21 protein-coding genes are annotated in these 21,250 nt (G+C 49.1%); 16 read left to right on the plus strand and 5 right to left on the minus strand.

Annotation, left to right across the window (positions count from 1 at the left end):
• Positions 1–11 precede the first annotated feature (11 nt).
• Both GCE9029_RS12360 and malI read right to left on the minus strand, forming a co-directional pair.
• Complete coding sequence (locus GCE9029_RS12360) at positions 12–1,094, minus strand: site-2 protease family protein (RefSeq protein ID WP_062663556.1); 1,083 nt, start codon at positions 1,092–1,094, stop codon at positions 12–14.
• 61 nt (positions 1,095–1,155) lie between these two features.
• Positions 1,156–2,172, minus strand: a complete 1,017-nt coding sequence (malI, locus tag GCE9029_RS12365) for a Mal regulon transcriptional regulator MalI (protein ID WP_062663557.1) — start codon at positions 2,170–2,172, stop codon at positions 1,156–1,158.
• Positions 2,173–2,503: 331 nt separating this feature from the next.
• On the opposite strand from malI, the gene malX reads away from it, so the two are divergent.
• The 3 genes from malX (at position 2,504) to GCE9029_RS12380 (ending at position 5,942) form a co-directional block, all read left to right on the plus strand.
• Positions 2,504–4,084: a maltose/glucose-specific PTS transporter subunit IIBC gene (malX, locus tag GCE9029_RS12370; protein WP_062663558.1), complete on the plus strand. Its 1,581-nt coding sequence runs from the start codon at positions 2,504–2,506 to the stop codon at positions 4,082–4,084.
• 84 nt (positions 4,085–4,168) lie between these two features.
• Complete coding sequence (locus GCE9029_RS12375; protein ID WP_062663559.1) at positions 4,169–5,338, plus strand: MalY/PatB family protein; 1,170 nt, start codon at positions 4,169–4,171, stop codon at positions 5,336–5,338.
• Between the two features lie 136 nt (positions 5,339–5,474).
• A complete protein-coding gene (locus GCE9029_RS12380) occupies positions 5,475–5,942 on the plus strand; it encodes an Sbal_3080 family lipoprotein (protein ID WP_062663560.1) in 468 nt (155 codons plus the stop codon).
• 37 nt (positions 5,943–5,979) lie between these two features.
• Here the strand turns inward: GCE9029_RS12380 and GCE9029_RS12385 are convergent, their stop codons facing one another.
• Positions 5,980–6,450, minus strand: coding sequence for a DUF2846 domain-containing protein (locus GCE9029_RS12385; RefSeq protein WP_062663561.1), 471 nt, complete (start codon positions 6,448–6,450; stop codon positions 5,980–5,982).
• Between the two features lie 277 nt (positions 6,451–6,727).
• On the opposite strand from GCE9029_RS12385, the gene GCE9029_RS12390 reads away from it, so the two are divergent.
• The gene (locus tag GCE9029_RS12390; protein ID WP_062663562.1) at positions 6,728–7,756 is read left to right on the plus strand and encodes a GTPase family protein; all 1,029 of its coding nucleotides are present in this window, start codon (positions 6,728–6,730) and stop codon (positions 7,754–7,756) included.
• A gap of 246 nt (positions 7,757–8,002) precedes the next feature.
• Entirely contained in the window at positions 8,003–8,968 is a 966-nt protein-coding gene (locus tag GCE9029_RS12395; RefSeq protein ID WP_062663563.1) for a GTPase family protein, read from the plus strand.
• A 60-nt stretch (positions 8,969–9,028) separates the two neighbouring features.
• Here GCE9029_RS12395 and GCE9029_RS12400 read toward each other — a convergent pair whose 3' ends face one another.
• Positions 9,029–10,054 carry an ion channel gene (locus GCE9029_RS12400; RefSeq protein ID WP_062663564.1) on the minus strand — a complete coding sequence of 342 codons (1,026 nt, stop codon included), beginning with the start codon at positions 10,052–10,054 and terminating at the stop codon, positions 9,029–9,031.
• A gap of 170 nt (positions 10,055–10,224) precedes the next feature.
• Here GCE9029_RS12400 and GCE9029_RS12405 point away from each other — a divergent pair, with 170 nt between their 5' ends.
• From GCE9029_RS12405 to GCE9029_RS12445, 9 genes are all read left to right on the plus strand, one after another.
• Positions 10,225–10,572 carry a YkvA family protein gene (locus tag GCE9029_RS12405; protein WP_062663565.1) on the plus strand — a complete coding sequence of 116 codons (348 nt, stop codon included), beginning with the start codon at positions 10,225–10,227 and terminating at the stop codon, positions 10,570–10,572.
• Positions 10,573–10,595: 23 nt separating this feature from the next.
• Positions 10,596–10,985: a cupin domain-containing protein gene (locus tag GCE9029_RS12410; RefSeq protein WP_062663566.1), complete on the plus strand. Its 390-nt coding sequence runs from the start codon at positions 10,596–10,598 to the stop codon at positions 10,983–10,985.
• A gap of 81 nt (positions 10,986–11,066) precedes the next feature.
• On the plus strand, positions 11,067–12,077 hold the full coding sequence (gene rlmF / locus GCE9029_RS12415) for a 23S rRNA (adenine(1618)-N(6))-methyltransferase RlmF (RefSeq protein ID WP_062663567.1): 1,011 nt from the start codon (positions 11,067–11,069) through the stop codon (positions 12,075–12,077).
• A gap of 130 nt (positions 12,078–12,207) precedes the next feature.
• Positions 12,208–12,603 (plus strand): hypothetical protein, encoded by a 396-nt coding sequence (locus GCE9029_RS12420; protein WP_062663568.1) that lies wholly within the window; start codon positions 12,208–12,210, stop codon positions 12,601–12,603.
• Between the two features lie 29 nt (positions 12,604–12,632).
• Positions 12,633–13,310: a DedA family protein gene (locus GCE9029_RS12425; protein WP_002539946.1), complete on the plus strand. Its 678-nt coding sequence runs from the start codon at positions 12,633–12,635 to the stop codon at positions 13,308–13,310.
• Between the two features lie 76 nt (positions 13,311–13,386).
• Complete coding sequence (rodA, locus tag GCE9029_RS12430) at positions 13,387–14,499, plus strand: rod shape-determining protein RodA (protein WP_062663569.1); 1,113 nt, start codon at positions 13,387–13,389, stop codon at positions 14,497–14,499.
• Between the two features lie 392 nt (positions 14,500–14,891).
• Entirely contained in the window at positions 14,892–15,500 is a 609-nt protein-coding gene (locus GCE9029_RS12435; RefSeq protein ID WP_062663570.1) for a hypothetical protein, read from the plus strand.
• Positions 15,501–15,848: 348 nt separating this feature from the next.
• On the plus strand, positions 15,849–16,208 hold the full coding sequence (locus GCE9029_RS12440) for a YciI family protein (protein WP_062663571.1): 360 nt from the start codon (positions 15,849–15,851) through the stop codon (positions 16,206–16,208).
• A 3-nt stretch (positions 16,209–16,211) separates the two neighbouring features.
• Positions 16,212–17,453, plus strand: coding sequence for an RNA polymerase sigma factor (locus GCE9029_RS12445; protein ID WP_062663572.1), 1,242 nt, complete (start codon positions 16,212–16,214; stop codon positions 17,451–17,453).
• Between the two features lie 166 nt (positions 17,454–17,619).
• Here GCE9029_RS12445 and GCE9029_RS12450 read toward each other — a convergent pair whose 3' ends face one another.
• Positions 17,620–18,606, minus strand: coding sequence for an ABC transporter substrate-binding protein (locus GCE9029_RS12450; RefSeq protein WP_062663573.1), 987 nt, complete (start codon positions 18,604–18,606; stop codon positions 17,620–17,622).
• A gap of 259 nt (positions 18,607–18,865) precedes the next feature.
• On the opposite strand from GCE9029_RS12450, the gene GCE9029_RS12455 reads away from it, so the two are divergent.
• Complete coding sequence (locus tag GCE9029_RS12455) at positions 18,866–19,978, plus strand: ABC transporter ATP-binding protein (protein ID WP_062663574.1); 1,113 nt, start codon at positions 18,866–18,868, stop codon at positions 19,976–19,978.
• Between the two features lie 149 nt (positions 19,979–20,127).
• Positions 20,128–21,210, plus strand: coding sequence for an ABC transporter substrate-binding protein (locus GCE9029_RS12460; protein WP_062663575.1), 1,083 nt, complete (start codon positions 20,128–20,130; stop codon positions 21,208–21,210).
• Positions 21,211–21,250 lie beyond the last annotated feature (40 nt).

The raw sequence follows: 21,250 nt of genomic DNA on the forward strand, positions 1-21,250 counted from the left end.
AGTCTTTTCAGTTAGCTCTGCAGAATCAACAGCGGCAGTGCCAACATCTCATCACCTTTGGTGGCAAAGTAGATAATCACGCCAACCAAAGCGGCAACCGTTGAGAAATACCACACGGTACTGAAGATTTGGCCATAGCGGCTCAGCGGCAGCAAATGCGAGTGATGACGGTATTTCCATTCGAAGATAATTTCAGCACTACCAATCAGCAGCAGGAAGCCAAGCAGGGCCAATCCGAATGCGTAACTGACATATACGCCCACCGCAGCGCCCGCAATACAGGCTACCAAGCCTGCAACACTGTTCATCGAAAAGCTGATGCTTTTGAGGATGTGTCCGCCATCAAGAGGCAATATCGGTAGCAGATTGAACAAGTTTAATAGCGCATTAAAGGTCGCGAGACCGGCAAAGAAAACATTCCCTGTTACCCAGTAAGCCACGAGCGCCGCCAAAGACATAAACAGGCCGAAGGTTGGCCCCATGATGGAAATCACCACATCCTGCCAACGTGTATTTATCTTTTCATCCGAAAGCGCCAATCCGCCCATAAACGGGATGAGGTAAATGCCTTTGGTTTTCATGCCAAAGTACTTCATGGCGCGGATGTGGCCATATTCATGCACCACAAGGCAAGCAATCAACGCCAAAGCGAATTGCCAGGAAAACAACCAGGAATAGGCAGCAACACTCGCGCCCGCGAGTACCACTTTGATGACTTTGGCACTCTTGAAGAGTTTTAAGCCCAGTGACGCCAGACCGATCAGGCTGAATTTCTGTTTGGCTTGGGGTTTCACTTCGGGTTGCTGGCGCTCGATGTCTTTTTCGCTACGCGAGCCAGACTCCACCACTTCACCGTCTATCGCGACTTTGTAGTCGATGCTGAATGGCTGCCAACTGAGGCGGGAAGAGACATCGACGGTAATGATTTGGTCGTTAGCTGTCAGTTGAAAAGTGTGGACTTTCTCGCCGTCGTTATCAGCGCTTGCGGCGAGTTGAGAAACGAGTTGGTTGTCCCAGTAAAGTGCTTGCCAGCCCGCCAGCGATCCTTCAAGACGCAGAGGCTTACCGAGACAGGTGATGTTGAATAGTTCCAAGGTGTGAATGCTTTATCAGAAAACGTTGGCGCTAATGTACCAGCATTAGCGCCGGATTTCTCTAACCCGAATGGTTAGTCAATGAAGGAGCGACGATGATTTTACGCGGTGCGGAATCGCTTTTCTCTAACTGCTCAATCAAGCGTTTTGCAGCTTGTCGGCCAATCTCTTTGGCATCTGAATTCACAAACACGATGGGCGGCTCAGTGAGCTCCGCGTCTTGAACGGCATCAAAACCTACGATGGAGATTTCTTTATTGAAAATGGTGTCGTTCCCAACATTTCTGCCAAGTCGATGAACGCCTTGTACCGCGCCGACTGCCGTTGAGGAGTAATGACAGAGCACCGCGCTGATTTGCGGATGGCTGGCAAGCAATGCTTCGACTGCTTTTGCGGCGGGAGCCTGACCGGGTTCGGATTCCACCACCCATTCCGGTTTAAACGGCAAACCAAACTGTATCAGCGTGCTGCAATAGCCTCCCACGCGTTCAGCACGACAAAGTGAACTGCTTTTCCCACCAACATAAGCAATACGACGATGACCTTGTTCAATCAGGTATTCCGTCGCTATTTTCGCTGCGCTGGCGTTATCCGGCCCGACGTAATCAATCTGGTGGTTGACCGATGCACGGGAGATACACACCAATGGCAAGTTATGGGCTTTGAGTACATCTGCATCGACCTGCTGGTTTTCATTGGTCGGGCAGAAAGCAATGCCGCCCACACCCTGACGTGCCATGGTCAGCATGCACTGTTCAAATTTTTCAGCATCGCCACTTTGCGCAAGAAACACCATGTAGCCTTGTTTTTCAGTTTCTTCGCAAAGCCCGGCAGCGACTTGCGCGTAATAAGGGTCACTGATGTCTTTCAGGATCAAACCAACAATTTCACTGCTGTTAGAGCGAAGGTTAGCGGCAGCGCGGTTTCGGACGTAGCCTAGCTCAGATACGGCTTTGTTGACCTTCTCAGCGGTATCCGGAGAGATACGCCCTTTGTTGCCCAACACCATTGAGACCGTGGTGACTGAGACGCCTGCGTGCTCAGCGACATCCGTGATCGTCACTTTCTTCAAGTGAATTCCTTATTTGATACTGAATAACCAGACGACGTGAAAATGCAGGATTCAGCGAGCATCTTCACGTCGTTTGAGTATGGGTTTAGCGTGACATTAGTAAAACGTTTTACCCAGAAAGAATACTGCCAAATTCCCATTATTTAAACCTGATCAAATTTGTGGATTAAGCACCGATGCGCAGATCACAAATGTTTTGATAAAACGTTTTACCAAAATTTTGTTTCCCTAATATGAGCGACGAAAACACATAGTCCCGTGTGTGGGGCAGACAACCGATTCATGCTTTGGTTGAGGACTCCACACCAGTCATATGCTCATAATTCGGAGAGTTGTAATGACGAAGAAAGCCACCAAAACCACCATGTGGGAGTTCCTCCAAAGTCTTGGTAAAACCTTTATGTTGCCTGTCGCGCTGCTGGCGTTCTCAGGTATTTTGCTCGGTGTGGGTAGCTCGTTATCGAGTAATGCTATTCGCGAAGCGATCCCTTTCTTAGATAACACTCTGCTTCAATACCTGTTTATGTGGATGACCAAGATTGGCTTGGTGGCATTCATTTATCTGCCAGTGATGTTCGCGATTGCGATTCCACTGGGCCTGGCACGCGAAGAAAAAGGCGTGGCAGCCTTTGCGGGCTTCGTGGGTTATGCTGCGTTTAACCTGGCGATCAACTTCTTCCTGACCGTGAACGGTGTGCTGGGTGACGATCTGGAACGCAAAGCCTACGGCGTGAAGAGCATTATCGGCATTGAATCTATCGACACCGGTATTCTGGGTGCTGTGATGGTGGGTATCATCGTCGCCAAGCTGCATCAGCGTTTCTATACCTTCAAGATGCCGGATGCACTGGCGTTCTTCGGCGGCGCACGTTTTGTTCCAATCATTTCAGCAATCACGCTGGGTGTCGTGGGTGTACTGATCCCATTCGTATGGCCTTACTTTGCAGCAGGCATCAACGGTATTGGTAACCTGATTGCAGGTGCTGGCGCGTTTGGTCCGTTCCTGTTCGGTACGGGTGAGCGTCTGCTGCTGCCTGTTGGCCTTCACCACATTCTGGTTGCACTGATCCGCTTCACTGAAGCAGGCGGCACCATGGAAGTGTGTGGTCAGACTGTCTCTGGCGCGCTGAACATTTTCTACTCTGAACTGGCGTGTGCAGACACCAACGGCTTCAGCCCTGAAGTAACTGCATTCCTGTCTCAAGGCAAGATGCCAGCATTCCTTGGCGGTCTGCCGGGTGCAGCACTGGCGATGTACCACAGTGCTAAGCCTGAAAACCGCAGCAAAATTAAAGCGCTGCTGATCTCTGGTGTGGTGGCGTGTGTGGTCGGCGGTATCACAGAGCCTCTGGAATTCCTGTTCCTGTTCGTTGCACCGGCTCTGTACTTCATCCACGCTATCCTGACTGGCCTTGGCTTCATGGTTATGGGTCTGCTGGATGTGACTATCGGAAACACCGACGGAAACATCATTGACTTCCTGGTGTTCGGTATCCTGCAAGGTACGGCAACCAAATGGTATCTGGTTCCGGTAGTAGCAGGCGCATGGTTTGCGGTTTACTACACCGTGTTCAAGTTCGCGATTACCAAGTTCAACCTGAAAACCCCAGGCCGCGAAGTGGATACTGCAGAAGTAGATTCTGAGTTGGAAGCCGCGTTTATCAACGAATCTGGCAAAGGTGCAGCGATTCTGGCAGCACTGGGCGGTAAAGATAACATCACCGCGCTGGACAACTGTATTACCCGCCTGCGTCTCTCTGTCAACAATATGGATCTGGTGGATGCTGACAAGCTGAAATCATACGGTGCGCTGGGTGTGGTGAAGTTGGATGCCCACAACCTGCAAGTCGTGATTGGTACTCAGGTTCACCTGGTGAAAAATGAAATGCAGGCACTGATGACCGCAACAGCAAGCTGATAACTTGTTCCCCTTAAACCCCCGCAGCTTAATAAGTCGGGGGTTTTCCTGTTTGTCTAGATGAAAAACGACAAGAAGGCACACATGACATTTGATTTCGATACCCCAATTGACCGCATGGGCACCTACTGCACCCAATGGGATTATGTGCAGGACAGGTTCGGCAAAGCTGGGCTACTTCCATTCACTATTTCAGACATGGACTTCGCTGCGCCAGTACCTGTTATGGAGGCGTTGAAAGCACGCTTGGAACATCCTGTTTTGGGCTATTCGCGCTGGAATCACGATGACTTTAAAAGTGCGATTGAAAGCTGGTATCAGCGCCGCTTCGATGTGCAAATTGATAAAGACACCATCGTTTACGGTCCCTCGGTGATTTACATCATCGCCAAGCTGATTGAAAAGTGGAGCCATGCGGGTGATGGCGTAGTCTTTCAGACGCCCGCTTACGATGCGTTCGACAAGTTGGTAGAAGGGGCAGGGCGTCGCTGTGTGCGAAACCCACTCGTCAAAACAGAATTCGGCTGGGAAATAGACTGGGACTTGCTGGAAACGCAATTGGCAGAAGCCGATAACACGATTTTCCTGCTGTGCAGCCCACACAATCCAACCGGTCGTGTTTGGCAAAAAGAGGAACTACAGCGCATCGCTGAGCTTTGCGATGAGCATGATGTCGCTTTGATTTCAGATGAAATCCATATGGATGTGTCCTTAAAAGCACATACCCCATGGACGGGCTTTGGCATGGCGCAGCGATGGTCGCTCGTGACCTCTGCCTCCAAGTCTTTCAACATTCCGGCATTGAACGGCGCTTACGCTTTCATACCGGAAGACAAAGCGCGCAATGATTACCTGTTCAAACTGAAAGAAGTGGACGGACTGTCATCGCCTTCTATTCTCGGCGTGATAGGCATGATGGCCGCCTACAACCATGGCGAAGCATGGCTCAATGCGCTGAATGCCTATGTACGTGAAAGCCACGAGCTTGTGCGCGATACACTTAGCCTGTTCCCTGAACTGAACTATGTGGTGCCTGATGCGACGTATTTGGCATGGATTGATTTGTCGCCTCTAAACCTAGATATGCAGAAGTTACAAGGCGATCTGATCGAACACTTCAATGTCGCGATTATGGATGGCAGTGTTTATGGTGAGTCGGGCAAAGGGTATGTTCGCCTGAATCTGGGTTGTCCGCGCTCGAAAGTGGAAGCGGGATTGAAAGCCTTGGTTGGGGCGGTAAAAAGACAGCGCTAAATCAAACTCAAAGCTAAAGTTGTCTTTTGAAATGGCTCACTTCGGTGAGCTTTTCTTATTAAATCGACGCGTAAGGCTTTGGAACATAGCTATATTCAACTCTACAAAAGGAAATGAATAATATGGATGTACGACAATGAAGAAAATTACCTTTGGGTTGTTTCTCGTAGCCTTACTAGCAGGTTGCTCTGGTCCCAAATACACAGCGACGCCAATCAGCGAAGCGAATCAAAGTACTGAAGTTACTATCGTAGAGCATCCAGCTACCCGTAGTGTGTTTCTCGATAATATGCTGACGTGGTGTATGGATGAAGGCAAAAAATGCAAAGTGGCGAACCCCAATACCACTCCCGATCCAGAGGCACTGACTCTAACGTATATCTCCCGCTGGAGTTGGGATATTCGAACCTTTGTTGCTGATGCGAAAATCAAAGCTTACAAGAATGACGCCCAAGTGGGAGAAGTAGAATTTAAAGCGCCAAACCATGCCACATTGTCGAAGTACGGTGACGACAACAAACGCATTCAGGCCATGATGGATATTTTGTTTGGGCGAATAAGCGTTTCTGAAGCGCAACAGAAGTTGAGCGCTGGAGAGTACTGAAGAAAAAGCCCGCAATCGCGGGCTCTTCCTTTCAATTCTATTTCTTCGCCGAACATGTTCCCTTTATTGCCATCTTCAACTTAGAAACTTCTTCTTTACCGGTTGCTTCATCAACAAGCTCGACACCTGCGCCGCCGACAAAAGCGCCCATCTTAATGTACTGTTCTACAAAATAAAGCTGGCCTTTTTCGGTATCAACTAATAGATCATTAGGTGAAAATTCAGACTCAGTAGATACCTTCACCTGACCACCACCCAATACTTCATGATAAAAGAAGACGCCTGGAGCGGTTTCGCCAATACATTCCCCTTCAATGAAAACATCTTTTTTCAACGCTGCACCGACTGGAGAATCAATACGGTATACGTAGATGCCTGCGTTATCTGAGGAGGCTGGTGGATTGAACTGTTTTGCTGCATTGGTATCAGCATCCGAAACTGTAGGTACAGTCGCACAACCTGATAGTGCAATGGCGGCAAACAGAGCCAAACTAACGACTTTTTTCATGTTATTCCCTCAACACTTAATGAAGTGGCTAATTGAACCAAATAAGGAGGTACAGGATTGCGATGTGTTCGAGCGTTTGGGAAATTATTATATTGAATAGTCAGAATTTTTTACGCCCGCCACGATTTCTAAACGTTGAATACTTGGATTTTTCGAACACGTTATTAGTTGCGAATCCTTACTTTCTATCAACAGCGAGACACTTGGTTACGACATTTCATGCATATAGTGATGGATGGTTCCGTTGTGAATCTGATTGAAGAGGAGAACCACCATCATGCAGGGAAACAACTACGTCGATACTCAGCTTTTTAAAAAGCTGACCGCTTTTCAAGATGAATGCGCCAATACATCTACTCCCGACTATACCTTCTTTGACCGTGTGCTCAGTCAGGTCGAAAACAGCGTCGAAATGGAACATGGGTATAAGGCGAGATTGAAACGCCGCCTTCAGGTGCTTTCCAATGAATCATTGAATGTTCTTGTGCTCGGTTCGCCCAAAACAGGCAAGTCCGCCATGTTGTCTGCGCTGTTTGGAGAGAGAGATTGGTCTCGCTCGGCCAACGAGATTCAGCGAACAGAACTCAACCGAGTGACGCTTTGGGAAGCTAACCTTCCGGATTGCAGCCCAGAGTCTAAGCCTCTAATCCAGGAATTGTCTGCACTATTGTCTGAAACCGATGACCACAACAAGCCACTGATTGATCTGGTCATGGTGGTACTTGATGCATCTTCCAGCAACGTTGACGATTGTTACCTCGATATCTGCCGCACGATCATTCCCATGATGGGTCGGAACGCTGATGGTCGATTAATGGTACTTTTCAGCAAGTGTGACAAAGTCGCTCATGCTATTCGTGGCGAATACGTAAAGGATGTGATGCCGATGGATGCCGAAATCTGGCTAGATTGCACAGCGGCTACGCTTCGGTATCGACTGATTGATAATGCAGGTGTTCAGACCCGACCCTTTGCGTTCAGCTCGGTGCCGGGCGAATCCCCAAATGGGCGTCCTTTCAACCTGCTTAGACTTCTGGCACGCACCATGGAAACTCTGCCGGAAGACAAAGCACTTACCTTACTCAATCATGTAATCAGCCGTGGGGATGACCACTGGCGCGAGCATGATGACAACCTGCTTTATCTTCAGTTAATTGAGAATGCCTGTTTCGACGCCATTCATCTTGGTGCGCACGATGGTGATCGATTTGGTGGTCAGCTCGGTGCGTTTTTAGGACGTCATGGCCGTGCGCTTGGAAACATTGTTTCAGATGAAATCCGCAGTCAACTGGGTATTTCTGTATAAATGTGCAAAAGGGCTCACTACTCAGTGAGCCTTTAACTCCCCTAGTTTCATCAGCTTCAAACCGCACATCATTCCTTAAGTAAACAAATTGTTAAGCACTATCAAGAGCGAGACAAATCGGTGCTTGTGCATTGCGTATAGTTGCAGATGACAAATTGGTTACGTGAATGGTAATACCCAAGCTGACAGGAAGTCGCTGGCGTGAAAAACGCTTGGGTATAGGAAGTATTTACCGAGGACATACCCATGGAAAACAGCAAGTCATTTTCTCAACAACTGGCCTGGGACATCAGCCACTCTTCACTGGTGGACGAGTTCAAAAAATCTACTTTGCAACTGCGTCTGCATGAGCTGGAAGATCAGCCGCTGAACATTATGGTTGCTGGCCCTAAAGGCGTGGGTAAAACAACCACGATCAAAGCGATGTTTGGCAATGATTTGACCGAAGAATTCAATGCATCGTCTGGTATTACCCGTTTCCAAAATGGCAATCTGGTTGTGTGGGATTACCCCGGTCACAACGGTGATGAGCAGCACGACAAAATGCTGGATATGCAGATTGGTTCGACCCTTAGCGAAAGCGATGCTGAGGGTAACCCGCTTATCGATATGGTGGTTGTGGTGCTGGATGCTGCGGAGCGAAACCTGAACCAAGGCTATCGACTGATTTGCGATGTGATAGTGCCTGCCCTGGGTAGCAAGTTTGAAGATCGTCTCGTGGTTGGCCTGAACAAAGTAGACTTGGCGAGCCATAGCTACGAGTGGGATTTCATTAACGACTCACCTGCTAACGAAGTAGAGATCTGGCCGGAAAGCACGGCGTCTTTGATTCGTCACTGCATGTTGGATGAGTCTGGCCTTGAGATTGCCCCCGTTTGTTATGCCGCTGACTTTGAACGTTCAAACGGCGACGGTCGTCGTCCGTTCAACACCATCAAGCTGCTCAATCAAATCGTAGCGAAGTTGCCCGCAGAGAAAAAAATCACCTTGGTGGATACACCGCTGAACCAGCAATCACTGGCTTGGTTTGATAGTGATGACCGCATGAATTACGTGGTGGAAGTAGAAAACTCCCTGTTTGATTCCATCTACCAAGGAGCGCGCGGTGGTGCCAGATTTGGTGGATTGCTTGGCGCGTACATGGGCAAGCAAGGGCGAGAGATTGGTTACCTGCTTCGTCGCAATCTGCGCAAGCGTTTGAATCTGGCTTAAGCGCCTATAAATAAAGAGAAAGGAGCCGAATGGCTCCTTTTTTATTTACTACGATTGGTATTAATCCCATTTAAAGTCCAGCACCCTTTCATCGGCGATGTAGAACAGCAAATCGTTGGGCTTGATTTCCTGATCAAGCGGCGGGTTCAGCCTGACATGGCTATCGCGTCGGAAGCCAATCAAGGTCGCGTCATGCTCTTTCTTCATCCGCAGGAAGAGTGCTTCCACTGTTGTGTATTGCGCATCGCCAGGATAGGTGACCGCATATTGGGTCATGCCTTTTCGTGTGTTCAAAAGCTCATGGTGAAGCTCAGAAGAGCCCGGATCCACGGCGGATTTCGCCATCATTTCCACTGACACAGAAGGAATGCACTCCGCGTTCGGGCAATGCGTTTTCAACAGGCTGGCCAGCACTTCTTCCTGGAAGTAAGCGAGAATGTGAACATCCGGATTTTTGCTGGCGCAGAATAGGGCAGCAGCGAAGGTGATGTCGTCTTCCGGGTTATCGATAATGATACAGTCTGCATCGGAAACGCCAGCGCGACTCATGGCGGTTTCATCGGTAAAACTGGCGGTGCGGACAAAATCGATTTCCTTTGGTAACGGGTTTTCGATGTCAGCACGCACGCAAAGTACGATAGGGCGCTTGTCCTTTTCTTCATGGAGAAGCATGTCGATGAGGTGAAGGGTTCGGTTCTCATTCCAACCCAAAATCAAAATGTGTCCGGACACGTCAATGCTCCTTCTTCCTAACAGTCCTTTGCGCCAATACTCAATGGTTACACCTGCCAACCGGCCAACACCAATGGCAAAAATACTTAGTCCACAGGGGATGACAAACAGGGCGACAATCCATTTACCCGCCGTTGTAGTGGGGGACATGTCGCCGTAACCCACGGTAGACGCGGTCACTAACAGATAATAGATATAATCAACGAAGGGAGAAGTGAGTGCCTGCTCTCCCGCTAAGCGAAGCAATACCCAGCTTATGATGGCGTAGGCCAACACAGCAGTGAGGACGTGCTTCCCGCTCAAACGCTGAAATTGAGAGGTGATCCATCGGCGAACCATGTACCACTTGTTCATCAGCCGTTTTCCTTAACCTTCTTAGAGTTCAAACTAGCGTGCCACTATAACAGTCTAATCCATCAGCAAATTTCTCAATTTTGCCGACTGTGAAAAAGTTCTCATCTTCGCGCTAGGCAGTCGCATTAATTAGCGTGTAGATTGAAATCAGTGACGAAAAGGATCGCGCCATGAGTGACAACAAATATCTCGATGAATTTTCCGACGATGGATTCTGGACCAAAGCCCGTAACTTTGCGCAAAAAGCGGGTTACGACGTATTGGAAAATGCCCTCAAGCTCTATTATTCCGCGACAGATGACGACACACCGAAATGGGCGAAAACGACTATTTTCGCTGCGCTCGGCTACTTTATCGCGCCTATTGATGCCATTCCCGACCTCACGCCTGCCGTCGGCTTCTCTGATGACCTTGGTGTACTGGCGGCAGCCGCCGCTGCGGTAGTGATGCATGTGAAAACAGAACACGGTGAGAAAGCAGGCGAGAAGCTGGATCAGTGGTTTAAGAAGCTCAATTAATTTACCCAGAGAGGGGAAAGGGCATGAAAGGAAGCAGAGTCAACCTCAAGGATGCGTTTGAGAAAGTCACTTTCCTTGAGGATCGAACGCCGGAGCACTCGCTGAGTGGGGAAGGTGAAGATGCATTTGCCACGCTTTCGGAGTATCGCGATGGCGGCGTATTCATTGCCCACTACGAAGGAAAGAGCGAGTGGGAACGCCATCCCGGTGACGAGCTGGTGCATGTGCTGGAAGGACAAACCACCATTTTCTTGCTCAATGGCGATGACGAAACACTCATTTCCTTATCTGCAGGAGAGTTGGTCGTGGTTCCCGAAAATGTCTGGCATCGCTTTGATACGCCGAGCGGCGTGAAAGTGATGACAGTGACACCGCAGCCGACTGAACACAGTATCGAAAGACCTGACAACTAGCGGAAATCAGCTCGGAATTTCTGGCTGTCGTGCTAGAATCGCTGCCCTGCAATTTCCGGACAAAGTCGACTAGGCGCCACCATGACAAAACCGAACAAAACCACTTCACAACCAAAGAAAGGCTTGCACCCGAGAAATCCTCATCGTGCGCGATACGATTTCCCGGCGCTGATGAAAGGCACGCCAGAGCTGAAAGCCTTTGTGAAGAAGAATCCGTTCGGTGATTTGTCCGTCGACTTCTCCAACCCGCAAGCAGTGAAAATCCTCAACAAGGCTCTGTTGCAACACTTCTACCAAATCAGTTTCTGGGATATTCCAGAAGGCTATCTTTGCCCGCCAATCCCCGGCCGCGCGGATTACCTGCATTACCTGGCAGATCTGCTCGCTGAATCCAACGGCGGAGAAATTCCAAAAGGCAAAGCCGTGAAGGGGCTGGATATCGGTATGGGCGCAAACTGCGTCTACCCAATGGTCGGCCACCGCGTTTATGGCTGGCAGTTCGTGGGTGCGGATATTGACCCGGTATCTGTGAAAAGTGCCAAGCTGATGGTGGAGATGAACCCAAGCCTCAAAGGCGGCATTCAATGCCGCCTTCAAAAGAACCCAGACCACATTTTCGCGGGCATGATTAACGCCAAAGAGCGTTTCGATTTCACCATGTGCAACCCGCCCTTCCATGCTTCGATGGCAGAGGCAACAAAAGGCTCTGAGCGCAAAGTGAAGAACCTTGCCGCCAATGCCCGCAAGAAAGGCTCAGAACCCTTCAAAGCGCAGCCAATGAAAGGCAAGGGCAAACCAGTGCTGAACTTTGGTGGTCAGAACGCAGAGCTTTGGTGTCCGGGTGGCGAAGCCGTTTTTATCAAGCGAATGATAGAGCAAAGTGCCGACTTCAAAACCCAATGCCTGTGGTTCACCACCATGGTTTCTAAGAAAGAAAACCTGCCGGGTATCTACAAGCAATTGAAAGAGTTAAAAGTCGAAGATGTCCGCACCATCGAAATGGCGCAAGGCCAGAAAGTAACCCGTATTGTGGCATGGACTTTCCTCAATGAATCCGCGCGCCAAAACTGGTCGAAAAACGGCGAAAAATAGCGCGCTTTTCAGGCGGTTTTTGGTTGGAAAATCGCCGCCTTATGCAAGGTCGTCATAAGCAATAAAAAGTGTTGTTCTTTTTGTGGTTTTAGCAGTAAATTCTGCCTGAATTGACCTTTGAGAATACGCTGTGAAAACGCCGACCACGCGACTTCCCCTCTATGTTGCCCTGATGATGGTGCTGCTGTTAAGCGGTGCTGTGGGGGTTATTGGGGTCGACTTGGCGCAGGGGTATCACGCCGCTTTGCAGGATAGAGAAAGCGTGCCGCTGGCGAAAGAAGAGTATTCGCTGCTGCGCACCATGGCATCACGCATTCTTCCCGATGACGGCGAGTTTATCGATGACGAACCTTCATCACTGCCAGCCTTTCCAGCTTCAGGCATTTCTCTGCTTCTCTTGGGCCTTTTGTCGTCAGACTACTTCTGTACTCGCCAGAGCCGACAGAACATCACAGGCTTCTGCGCACCTTGCCATCTCCAGTTCCGCTTTATCCACTCTAGGGAAGCTTTCTCCAGCATCACTTAACCCTGTTAATTTTGAATCTTGGAGAGAAAATGTTTGAAGCAATTCAGGAAGTGCTGGTGGCCTTGTGGAACCAGGATTTCGATGCGCTGCTGGCTCCTGGCAGTGCGACCCTAATCTATATCATTGTGGCTGTGTTGATTTGCCTTGAAAGCGGCTTTTTACCAGCGGCTCCCTTACCTTGCGACAGCGTCGTTGTACTGGTCGGTACTTTGGCGGCCGTCGGTGTGTTAACGCCAGCTATCGCATTTCCACTGCTGATTGTGGCGGCTTCAATGGGAAGCTGGATGGCCTTTATGCAAGGTCGCTGGCTGAACAAGTTACCAATGGTGCAATCCTGGCTGAAGAAAGTGCCGGAAAAGAACATGAAAACCGTGGATGCTTTGCTGCGTCAGCATGGTTTGGTAGCGCTTTTTGCTGCGCGCTTTATTCCGGGTGTCCGCTCGATAGTGCCAATGATGATGGGCATCCGCGTGAAAGAAGCGCCACGTTTCCACTACTTCGCTTGGCTGAGTGCAACACTTTGGGTGTTTCTTCTGGCGGGTATCGGATTCCTGCTGCCATCGCTACCGGATGCGTTGGGACGTGCAGTCACCATGGGACTGATGGCTGCTCCTGTTATCACGCTTTGTGCCGCGATTCTGACTGCGATTACTTGGCGAGTCCGTAAATTGCTGAGAGGCAATAAGCCACCTTCAGCACAAGCTTAATCCTGACCTATTTCATCGCCACGTCGCTTGCAAAACCGACGTGGCTTTTCTGATCTTAACGAAGGCGTTTTAACCCATGAATATACTGCGCCCACGACTGGATATTCCGTTGCTGATCGCGATTGTCTCGCTGATCACCCTTGGCTCCATGAGCGTATGGAGCGCCAGTGGCTACAGTGTTCCGACCCTTGAGAGACACGTCGCCCGCGCCATGATTGCGCTTCTGGCCTTACTGTTTTTCTCACTGATCCCCGCCAAAACCTACCGGGCACTCACGCCGCACCTTTTTGGTTTGGCGATTGTGCTTCTGCTTGGCGTGATTGTGGCGGGGGACACGGTCAACGGTGCCAAACGCTGGCTCGCGCTTGGCCCAATTCGTTTCCAGCCTTCTGAAATTGTGAAAGTGGCGGTACCTATGATTATCGCCTGGTTGATAGTGCGAGACCCCGGCAGACCGGGTCTGCAAAAGATTGGACTTTGCGCGTTAGTCACCGCATTACCCGCAGGGCTGATTGTGATTCAGCCAGACTTGGACGGCGCGATCTTTACCGTGATGTACGCACTGTTCGTGCTGTATCTAGCAGGCATGAGCTGGAAAATCATTGGTTCGGTGTTAGCAGCTGTTGCCGCGACAGTGCCGGTAATGTGGTTCTTCTTTATGGCGGACTATCAGAAACTGCGTGTCACTCAGTTTTTGAATCCGGAATTGGATCCACTCGGCGCGGGTTATCAGATTATCCAGTCCCTGATTGCGATTGGTTCGGGCGGTGTGCGTGGCAAAGGCTTTATGCACGCAACACAAGGGCAGTTGGGATTCATCCCTGAAAGCCACACCGACTTTATCTTTTCGACCTTTGCCGAAGAGTGGGGCTTTCTCGGAAGTGCGGTCATGATTACGCTGTATCTGTTTATCTCAGGCCGCGCATTATGGCTGGCAGTCAATACGGCCTCACCGTTTTCCCGTCTTGTTAGCGGCGCACTGGCGATGAGCTTTTTCCTGTATGCCTTTATCAACTTGGGCATGGTGAGTGGCTTACTACCCGTAATGGGAAGCCCGCTGCCATTTATCAGCTACGGCGGCACGGCGATGATCACCCAAGGCGCATGCTTCGGCATCATCATGGCACTCTGTTGCGGCAAGCAACCAGTGGAAGCGACGTGGAGTGCGCGGACGTTCAGTAAGGCTTAACAACCAGCTCTGGTTCCTTCCCCTTTTTAAGGGGAAGGTTAGGGTGGGGTTTGGCTCTTGGGAGATTTGTCTCATATGGTTTTTGCAACTAGGAATACAAAATTCTTGGTTATATAAACCATCTTTGATCTTGTACAGTTAAGTGCGTTCTTCATTCGTCTCGCAATACCAACCCTTTTTTATTAAAACTAATTTTCCCTCTTAGCTTATTCGTTTATTAAAATGGGGGGGCTGGTTGAATAATGAATAACCAATTGGTTTTTAATATGATGAAAATCAAGTCTACTCTTATGTACTACGTGATAGATTCTGCCATGTGAATTTCGTGAAAAATACATCGGTTATATTACTAAAGGTGAAGTTTTGAGAATGTTTTTGGATAAATCGAAAAAATGAATGTCAAAAGTTTAATGGTTTCAATTGTTTTATCTTTTTCCCTACTCGGCTGTCAGTCAACAAAATTGAACACAGCAGTAATTGATGCATCGGAGTATTCAGTAGATGGAACATTATTAACTAAATATTCAAACTTGGTTGTTACAGATGAGTTGGAAGGGCGATTTTATTATACAGGTTCTGACTTTGATGATTGGCTCCTCGGTGAAGCTTATCGCAAAATTAACTTTACTTATCATCCGGACTCAGGAGAAAACATTATTCTCACTGATGTTCGCACGATGCAACTGAACTGGATTCATGCAGACTCAGTAACTATTTTTGTAGGAAAGGAAAAGATAGTCGCGAATTGGAAAGAAGGTAGATATACCAATACTTCGATCGTCGATGGTGGAAGTCTAGGAAATACAGTTTATACACATGAGCACTTTAAAATACCATTGAGTATGCAAGATGCGAAGAAAATAGCTACAGCTTCGCCTGATACAGTCACGATACGTTTTTATGGGGAGCAAGGTTATGTTGATGAGAAAATTCATCCAATGACTTCTTGGGAGAATCTTTTGGGAGTTATTAATTTGGCAGAGACTACAAAGTTAAAATAATAATTCATTGTTGGGGATCTAGTTTGGATGTGTTGATTAGTCACCAAGTTTGCAGACTGTAGATAGATATATTTTTACTCTAATCCAGTTTGTTCGAACCGTTTGGGTTGGAGCAAAGACCTAATCCGCTTTGTCCTCAACGCTTCAGGGCCAAGAGCTAAAGATCTATCTAGCTTCCCCCTTTATAAGCGGGAACAACCAAAGGCCCAAGTCCACAGAGTTAGCGTCTGCTCATATCTTTTTCACGCATTCCAGTAACAATTGGACAATTATTTTTCTATACCTGTCGAAAAAGGCAAAACGGGATCGTCCTTGTAGCGAGAACCATCAAAACCAAGGGAGCAAGACATGAAATATATGCTGTTACTGTACGCCGCACCGTATAAAGAGCCTGCATACGGTACCCCGGAATTCGATGAGATGATGGCTGCGTTTGCTGCAACCAGTGAAACCTACAAAAACGATGGTGTGCTTGTGGGTGGTGAAGGCTTGCAAGGTATCGAAACCGCGACGTCTCTCCGGATAACGTCTGGCAAGGTAGAAACCATGGATGGTCCTTTTGCGGAAACCCGAGAGCATTTAGGGGGCTACTACGTTATCGATGTTGATGATTTGGATTCTGCGTTGAAATACGCTGCGATGATACCCGTTGCTCATTTCGGCACTATCGAAGTGCGGCCACTGCTGGACTATGAAGTGGAGAACTAGTTAGTGAAGAATGCCGTCCCCAAAGCTATAGCCGTAAGCCACGTCATTGATGAGGTGCTACGTCGCGATCGGGGCCGGCTTCTATCTGGGCTCATCGCCCGACTGGGGGATTTCCAATTGGGCGAAGATGCATTGCAGGAAGCATCAATCGCAGCGCTCAAGCATTGGAGTCGAACAGGTATTCCGCACGATCCCGTCGCCTGGTTGATGAAGGTGGGGTTGAACAAAGGCATAGACCAAATCCGTGCGATTCAACGTGAAGCCCAGAAACAAAACGATTCAGACCTTATCGCCAGAATTCAGCAAAATCAGCTTATTAAAGACGATACGGAAATCATTCCAGATGAACGTCTGCGATTAATCTTTACCTGTTGTCATCCGGCTCTTGAGGAAAAATCCCGCATTGCTTTAACGCTCCGAACCGTTTGCAATTTGACGACGCGAGAGATCGCCGCGGCTTTCCTCGATAGCGAGCAAGCAATGGGGCAAAGACTGTCGAGAGCGAAAGCCAAGATTCGAGCGAAAGGTATTGGCTTTTCTATTCCGGCGCCTGAGTTGTGGGCGGATAGGTTGGCAACTGTGCTATCCACGATTTATCTGATATTTACCACCGGGTATGTGAAAGAAGACTCTGGGCCAAGATTCCTGTGTGAGGAGAGCATATTTTTAATGCGCGTTCTGCGCAAACTGTCGCCGGATGATCCGGAGATTGACGGGGCGTTCGCTCTAATGCTTCTGACGGACGCAAGGCGAGTGGCAAGAATTGATGCAGAGGGCGCTATCGTCCCTGTCGAAGAGCAAAACGAAACGCAATGGCAAACTGATATTGTCACCGAGGCAAGAAGCATTCTTGAGGATGCCATTGAATGCGGACGACCGGGTCCTTTCCAAATTAAAGCTGCTATCGCAGATTGCCAAATGATGCGTCCCAAACCCGACTGGCTGCAGATATCTTTTCTCTATCGAGCGCTTTGGGCTTTCGAACCGACGTCTGTGGTAGCGCTGAACTGGGCAGTGGCTATCGCTGAAACCGGTCAACCTGAACTCGCTTTGAAGAAAATGGATGAGTTGGAACTTGAGCTAAAAAACTACCAACCATGGCATGCAGCACATGCTCACGTGCTCGAAAAACTTGGCCAGTTCTCGGGCGCGCGCGACGCATATTTGAAAGCCATTGAGATTGCTCCAAGCAGCGCTTCCCGTAGGTTTCTTGAACGGAAAGTGCGTATGCTACCCGCCGAGTAGCGGTAACTTGAAAGTTACTGGCTCGAATAAGCGCGCTCATCTGTCACTACAGCATGCATTTAAATTCTGCTCTCATACGCTAGGGCAGAATGACTCTCCCACTGAATAATCTTGCGAGAACAAAAATGGGAGGCGAATGCCTCCCTTTGAGATGAAGGGTTGGCGGTTACATTGCAGCTTTGATTTTCTCAGCCACCTCTGCCGGTACCCATTGGGTCCAAACCTGCGGGTAGGACTCCAAGAATTCAAACGCGGCAATTTCGCCGTCAGCCTGATTTTCTTCCATCCATGCCATCATCGCACTCATATCTGCATTCGAGTATGCACGGTTGCTGATGTATTCGTATGCTGCAGGTGATCCCGTCGCAAAGCTCTCTGTGGTGATGGTGTTCACGGCAGAAGGCGGGTAAGCCGTCACTTTCGGGTCAGTACAGTCAGCTTGAGTAATGCAGCTTTCGTAGTGATCTGAATCTGCCGGTACACCGAAATCGACTTTCACCATGTCATAGCGACCGAGAACAGGTGTTGGAGACCAGTAGTAACCAAACCATGCGTTCTCGCGGTCATTTGCGCGGGCAATTGAACCTGCTAACGCAGCGCCTGAACCTGGGTCGATCATTTCAAAGCCCGCCTCTTCAAGGCCAAGGGCATCAAAAAGGTGACCTGCAGTGATCTGGCATGTCCAACCAGCAGGGCATGTCATAAAGCCAGATTTGGAATCATCTTCAGGGTGAGGGAAGAGTTTGGCGTTGGCCTTGATACCCTCAATCGTTGCAAGTTCAGGGTTTTTGTCGACCATGTACTTGGGTACCCAGAAGCCTTCTTCACCGCCTTCTGCGAAAGCCGGGCCAGCAAAACGAAGCTTCTTCTCATCGACACCTTTTTGCAGCATCTCTTTGTGGGAGTTACTCCAAAACTCCGGTGCGATATCAGGTTCGCCTTTTTCCGTCATCGATACACCGGTTGGCATGGTGTCGCCGGGAACCAGTTCCGCGTTACAGCCATAACCGTTTTCCAGAATGAATTGATCAACATGTGCCATTAAGGTCGCAGAGTTCCAGTTCATATCAGCGATGGTGACATCACCACACTCATCAGCAGAAGCTAAAGGGGAGAGCGCCAGAAGCGCAAAAGGTAAGTAGCGGGATTGCATAGAGAGCGACTCCATTTGTGACGATAGAACGTCTTTTAATAGTGGTTTCCAATTTATCAAAAGTGTTGAAAACGATATCTGAAAGATAGTGATATTCGTGACTTTTGCATCATTTCTATGAGCATGAAGTAAGTGCAATGTTTCACAGAATCATGACGCGCTCATGATCCGTCTCTCACTCGGAAGGTCGCTTTTTGATCAATGTTAAATCCCTGTTATAGGCTCTAAATGATTAGTGATGTTAAGGAATGCGTAATTTATGCACCAGAGCGGGAGTAATGGGGATTCTGGAATGCCCTTTGTACGCTTCGATAACGTACAAAAAAGCTATGACGGAAGAACCTTGGTGGTCAAAGGATTTGAAATGGACATCGAGCAGGGTGAATTTATCACACTGCTAGGGCCTTCAGGTTCAGGTAAATCAACGGTTTTAATGATGATGGCCGGCTTCGAGCAGCCTACTCATGGTGAGATCTACCTGAACGGCAACCCGATCAAAAAGCTGCCGCCACACAAACGTGGCATTGGACTAGTGTTCCAAAACTATGCACTTTTCCCTCATATGACGGTAGAGGAAAACCTCGCATTTCCTCTTCAGGTCAGAAACCTTTCTAAATCTGAAATCGAAAAAAAGGTAAAGCGCGCATTGGATATGGTGCGTTTGTCTGATTTCGGTCATCGTCGTCCTGCGCACCTTTCCGGTGGTCAGCAGCAACGTGTCGCAGTTGCCCGTGCTTTGGTGTTTGAGCCTGAGCTGGTCTTGATGGATGAACCACTGGGTGCACTGGATAAAAACCTCCGTGAAGAAATGCAGTACGAGATCAAACACATTCAGGAAGATCTCGGCGTGACCATGATTTACGTGACTCACGATCAGTCAGAAGCGCTGACCATGTCAGATCGCATTGCGGTGTTTAACGACGGTGTGGTGCAACAGTTAGCGACGCCAGAAGAGCTCTATGAGCGCCCAGTTAACGCTTTTGTTGCGCAGTTTATTGGTGAAAACAACCGTCTGCGCGGCGATGTGATTTCAATGAATAATCAGGCCTGTCAGGTCAAAATCCCCAACGGCGATATCATTACGGCCAAACCTGTGGCTGTCGGCCAGACTGGCGAAAAATCTACCCTCTCCCTCCGCCCAGAACGCATTGTGATTAATCCAGAACAGGGCGTGCTTTCCAATATTTTCGACGCCAAGGTAGAGGAAGTGATTTACCTCGGCGACCACCTGCGTACCCGCGTCTCAGTCTGTGAGAGCGATGAATTCATTATCAAAACCCCCAATGCGGAAGGGCACCCGAACCTTCAGCGTGGCGATACCATTCGCATTGGTTGGTCGGAAGAAGATTGCAGGGCGTTGGACGCCTCGTAAGGAAATATCTAGCACAAGTACTTTGTACAGGGCTCGACAACTGATTTGGGTTAGTAAGGAACGCAGTTTTTCTGTCGTGGTGACGCGCAGATTTTGATTCCTGCTCATGATCAGACGTAAACAAGCGAAAGACTTGAGGAGAAGGAAAAATGAAAAAACTCGCGTTAAACGTTGCCATTCTGGCAGGCGTTGCAAGCATGGCGACTCACGCTGTAGCCGATGAAACCTTGAATGTTGTTTCATGGGGTGGTGCATACACTGCCAGCCAAACTAAGGCTTACCATGAACCTTGGACGGAAAAAACCGGCACTAAGGTTATCAATATCGATAAATCACAGAACGGCCTGTCAGGTCTGCGCGCGCAGGTTGAAGCGGGCAATGTGACCTGGGACTTGGTGGACATCCTGCCTTCAGACGCCATTGTCGCGTGTGATGAAGGTCTGGCTGAGCCGCTGGATCACGATACCTTGTTGGCGGCTGCACCCGATGGCACGCCAGCGACCAAAGACTTCCTGGCTGGCTCACTGAGTGAGTGTTTTGTTCCGTCTATCGTTTATTCAAACATCGTGGCTTACAACAAAGAGATGTTTGATAAGGCGCCTACCAAAATCGACGATGTGTTCGATCTGAAAAACTTCCCGGGTAAGCGTTCTCTGCAGAAAAAACCCATCAACAACCTTGAGTGGGCTTTGATTGCAGATGGCGTAGCAGCGGAAGACGTGTATGACGTGCTGAGCACCGAAGAGGGCGTACAGCGCGCATTTAAGAAGCTCGATACCATCAAAGACAATGTGATTTGGTGGGAGGAGGGCGCGCAGCCACCGCAGCTTCTTGCGGACAAAGAAGTGGCGTTCGCTTCTGCCTACAACGGCCGTATCTTCAATGCTGCAGTCAATGAGAAGCAACCGTTTGAGATTATCTGGGATGGTCAGGTGTTCGAGCTGGATGGCTGGGTTGTGCCAAAAGGCAAACTGGACAAAGTGAAAGATTATCTGCGCTTTGCAACGGACTCACAACGTCTTGCCGACCAGGCGAAATATATCTCTTACGGTCCTGCGCGCAATTCTTCAGCAGGCATGGTGACGACGCATGCTGAAACCGGTATCGACATGAAACCACACATGCCAACCTATGGACCAAACTTCCAAACCGCGATTCCGAAAGACGATGAGTTCTGGGCAGATAACGGTGATGAGCTGGCCCAGCGTTTCAACGCATGGTTAGCGAAGTAATCTGAAGTCATTGGCGGGTTTCTGAAAGGGGGCCCGCCGT

It is taken from the genome of Grimontia celer (assembly GCF_900055185.1).
Lineage (GTDB): Bacteria > Pseudomonadota > Gammaproteobacteria > Enterobacterales > Vibrionaceae > Enterovibrio > Enterovibrio celer.

Coding starts and splice junctions, on each gene's coding strand:
- malX (WP_062663558.1), top strand. CDS start 2,504: ATGACGAAGAAAGCCACCAAAACCACCATGTGGGAGTTCCTCCAAAGT.
- GCE9029_RS12375 (WP_062663559.1), top strand. CDS start 4,169: ATGACATTTGATTTCGATACCCCAATTGACCGCATGGGCACCTACTGC.
- GCE9029_RS12380 (WP_062663560.1), top strand. CDS start 5,475: ATGAAGAAAATTACCTTTGGGTTGTTTCTCGTAGCCTTACTAGCAGGT.
- GCE9029_RS12385 (WP_062663561.1), bottom strand. CDS start 6,450: ATGAAAAAAGTCGTTAGTTTGGCTCTGTTTGCCGCCATTGCACTATCA.
- GCE9029_RS12390 (WP_062663562.1), top strand. CDS start 6,728: ATGCAGGGAAACAACTACGTCGATACTCAGCTTTTTAAAAAGCTGACC.
- GCE9029_RS12395 (WP_062663563.1), top strand. CDS start 8,003: ATGGAAAACAGCAAGTCATTTTCTCAACAACTGGCCTGGGACATCAGC.
- GCE9029_RS12400 (WP_062663564.1), bottom strand. CDS start 10,054: ATGAACAAGTGGTACATGGTTCGCCGATGGATCACCTCTCAATTTCAG.
- GCE9029_RS12405 (WP_062663565.1), top strand. CDS start 10,225: ATGAGTGACAACAAATATCTCGATGAATTTTCCGACGATGGATTCTGG.
- GCE9029_RS12410 (WP_062663566.1), top strand. CDS start 10,596: ATGAAAGGAAGCAGAGTCAACCTCAAGGATGCGTTTGAGAAAGTCACT.
- rlmF (WP_062663567.1), top strand. CDS start 11,067: ATGACAAAACCGAACAAAACCACTTCACAACCAAAGAAAGGCTTGCAC.
- GCE9029_RS12425 (WP_002539946.1), top strand. CDS start 12,633: ATGTTTGAAGCAATTCAGGAAGTGCTGGTGGCCTTGTGGAACCAGGAT.
- rodA (WP_062663569.1), top strand. CDS start 13,387: ATGAATATACTGCGCCCACGACTGGATATTCCGTTGCTGATCGCGATT.
- GCE9029_RS12435 (WP_062663570.1), top strand. CDS start 14,892: ATGAATGTCAAAAGTTTAATGGTTTCAATTGTTTTATCTTTTTCCCTA.
- GCE9029_RS12440 (WP_062663571.1), top strand. CDS start 15,849: ATGAAATATATGCTGTTACTGTACGCCGCACCGTATAAAGAGCCTGCA.
- GCE9029_RS12450 (WP_062663573.1), bottom strand. CDS start 18,606: ATGCAATCCCGCTACTTACCTTTTGCGCTTCTGGCGCTCTCCCCTTTA.
- GCE9029_RS12455 (WP_062663574.1), top strand. CDS start 18,866: ATGCACCAGAGCGGGAGTAATGGGGATTCTGGAATGCCCTTTGTACGC.
- GCE9029_RS12460 (WP_062663575.1), top strand. CDS start 20,128: ATGAAAAAACTCGCGTTAAACGTTGCCATTCTGGCAGGCGTTGCAAGC.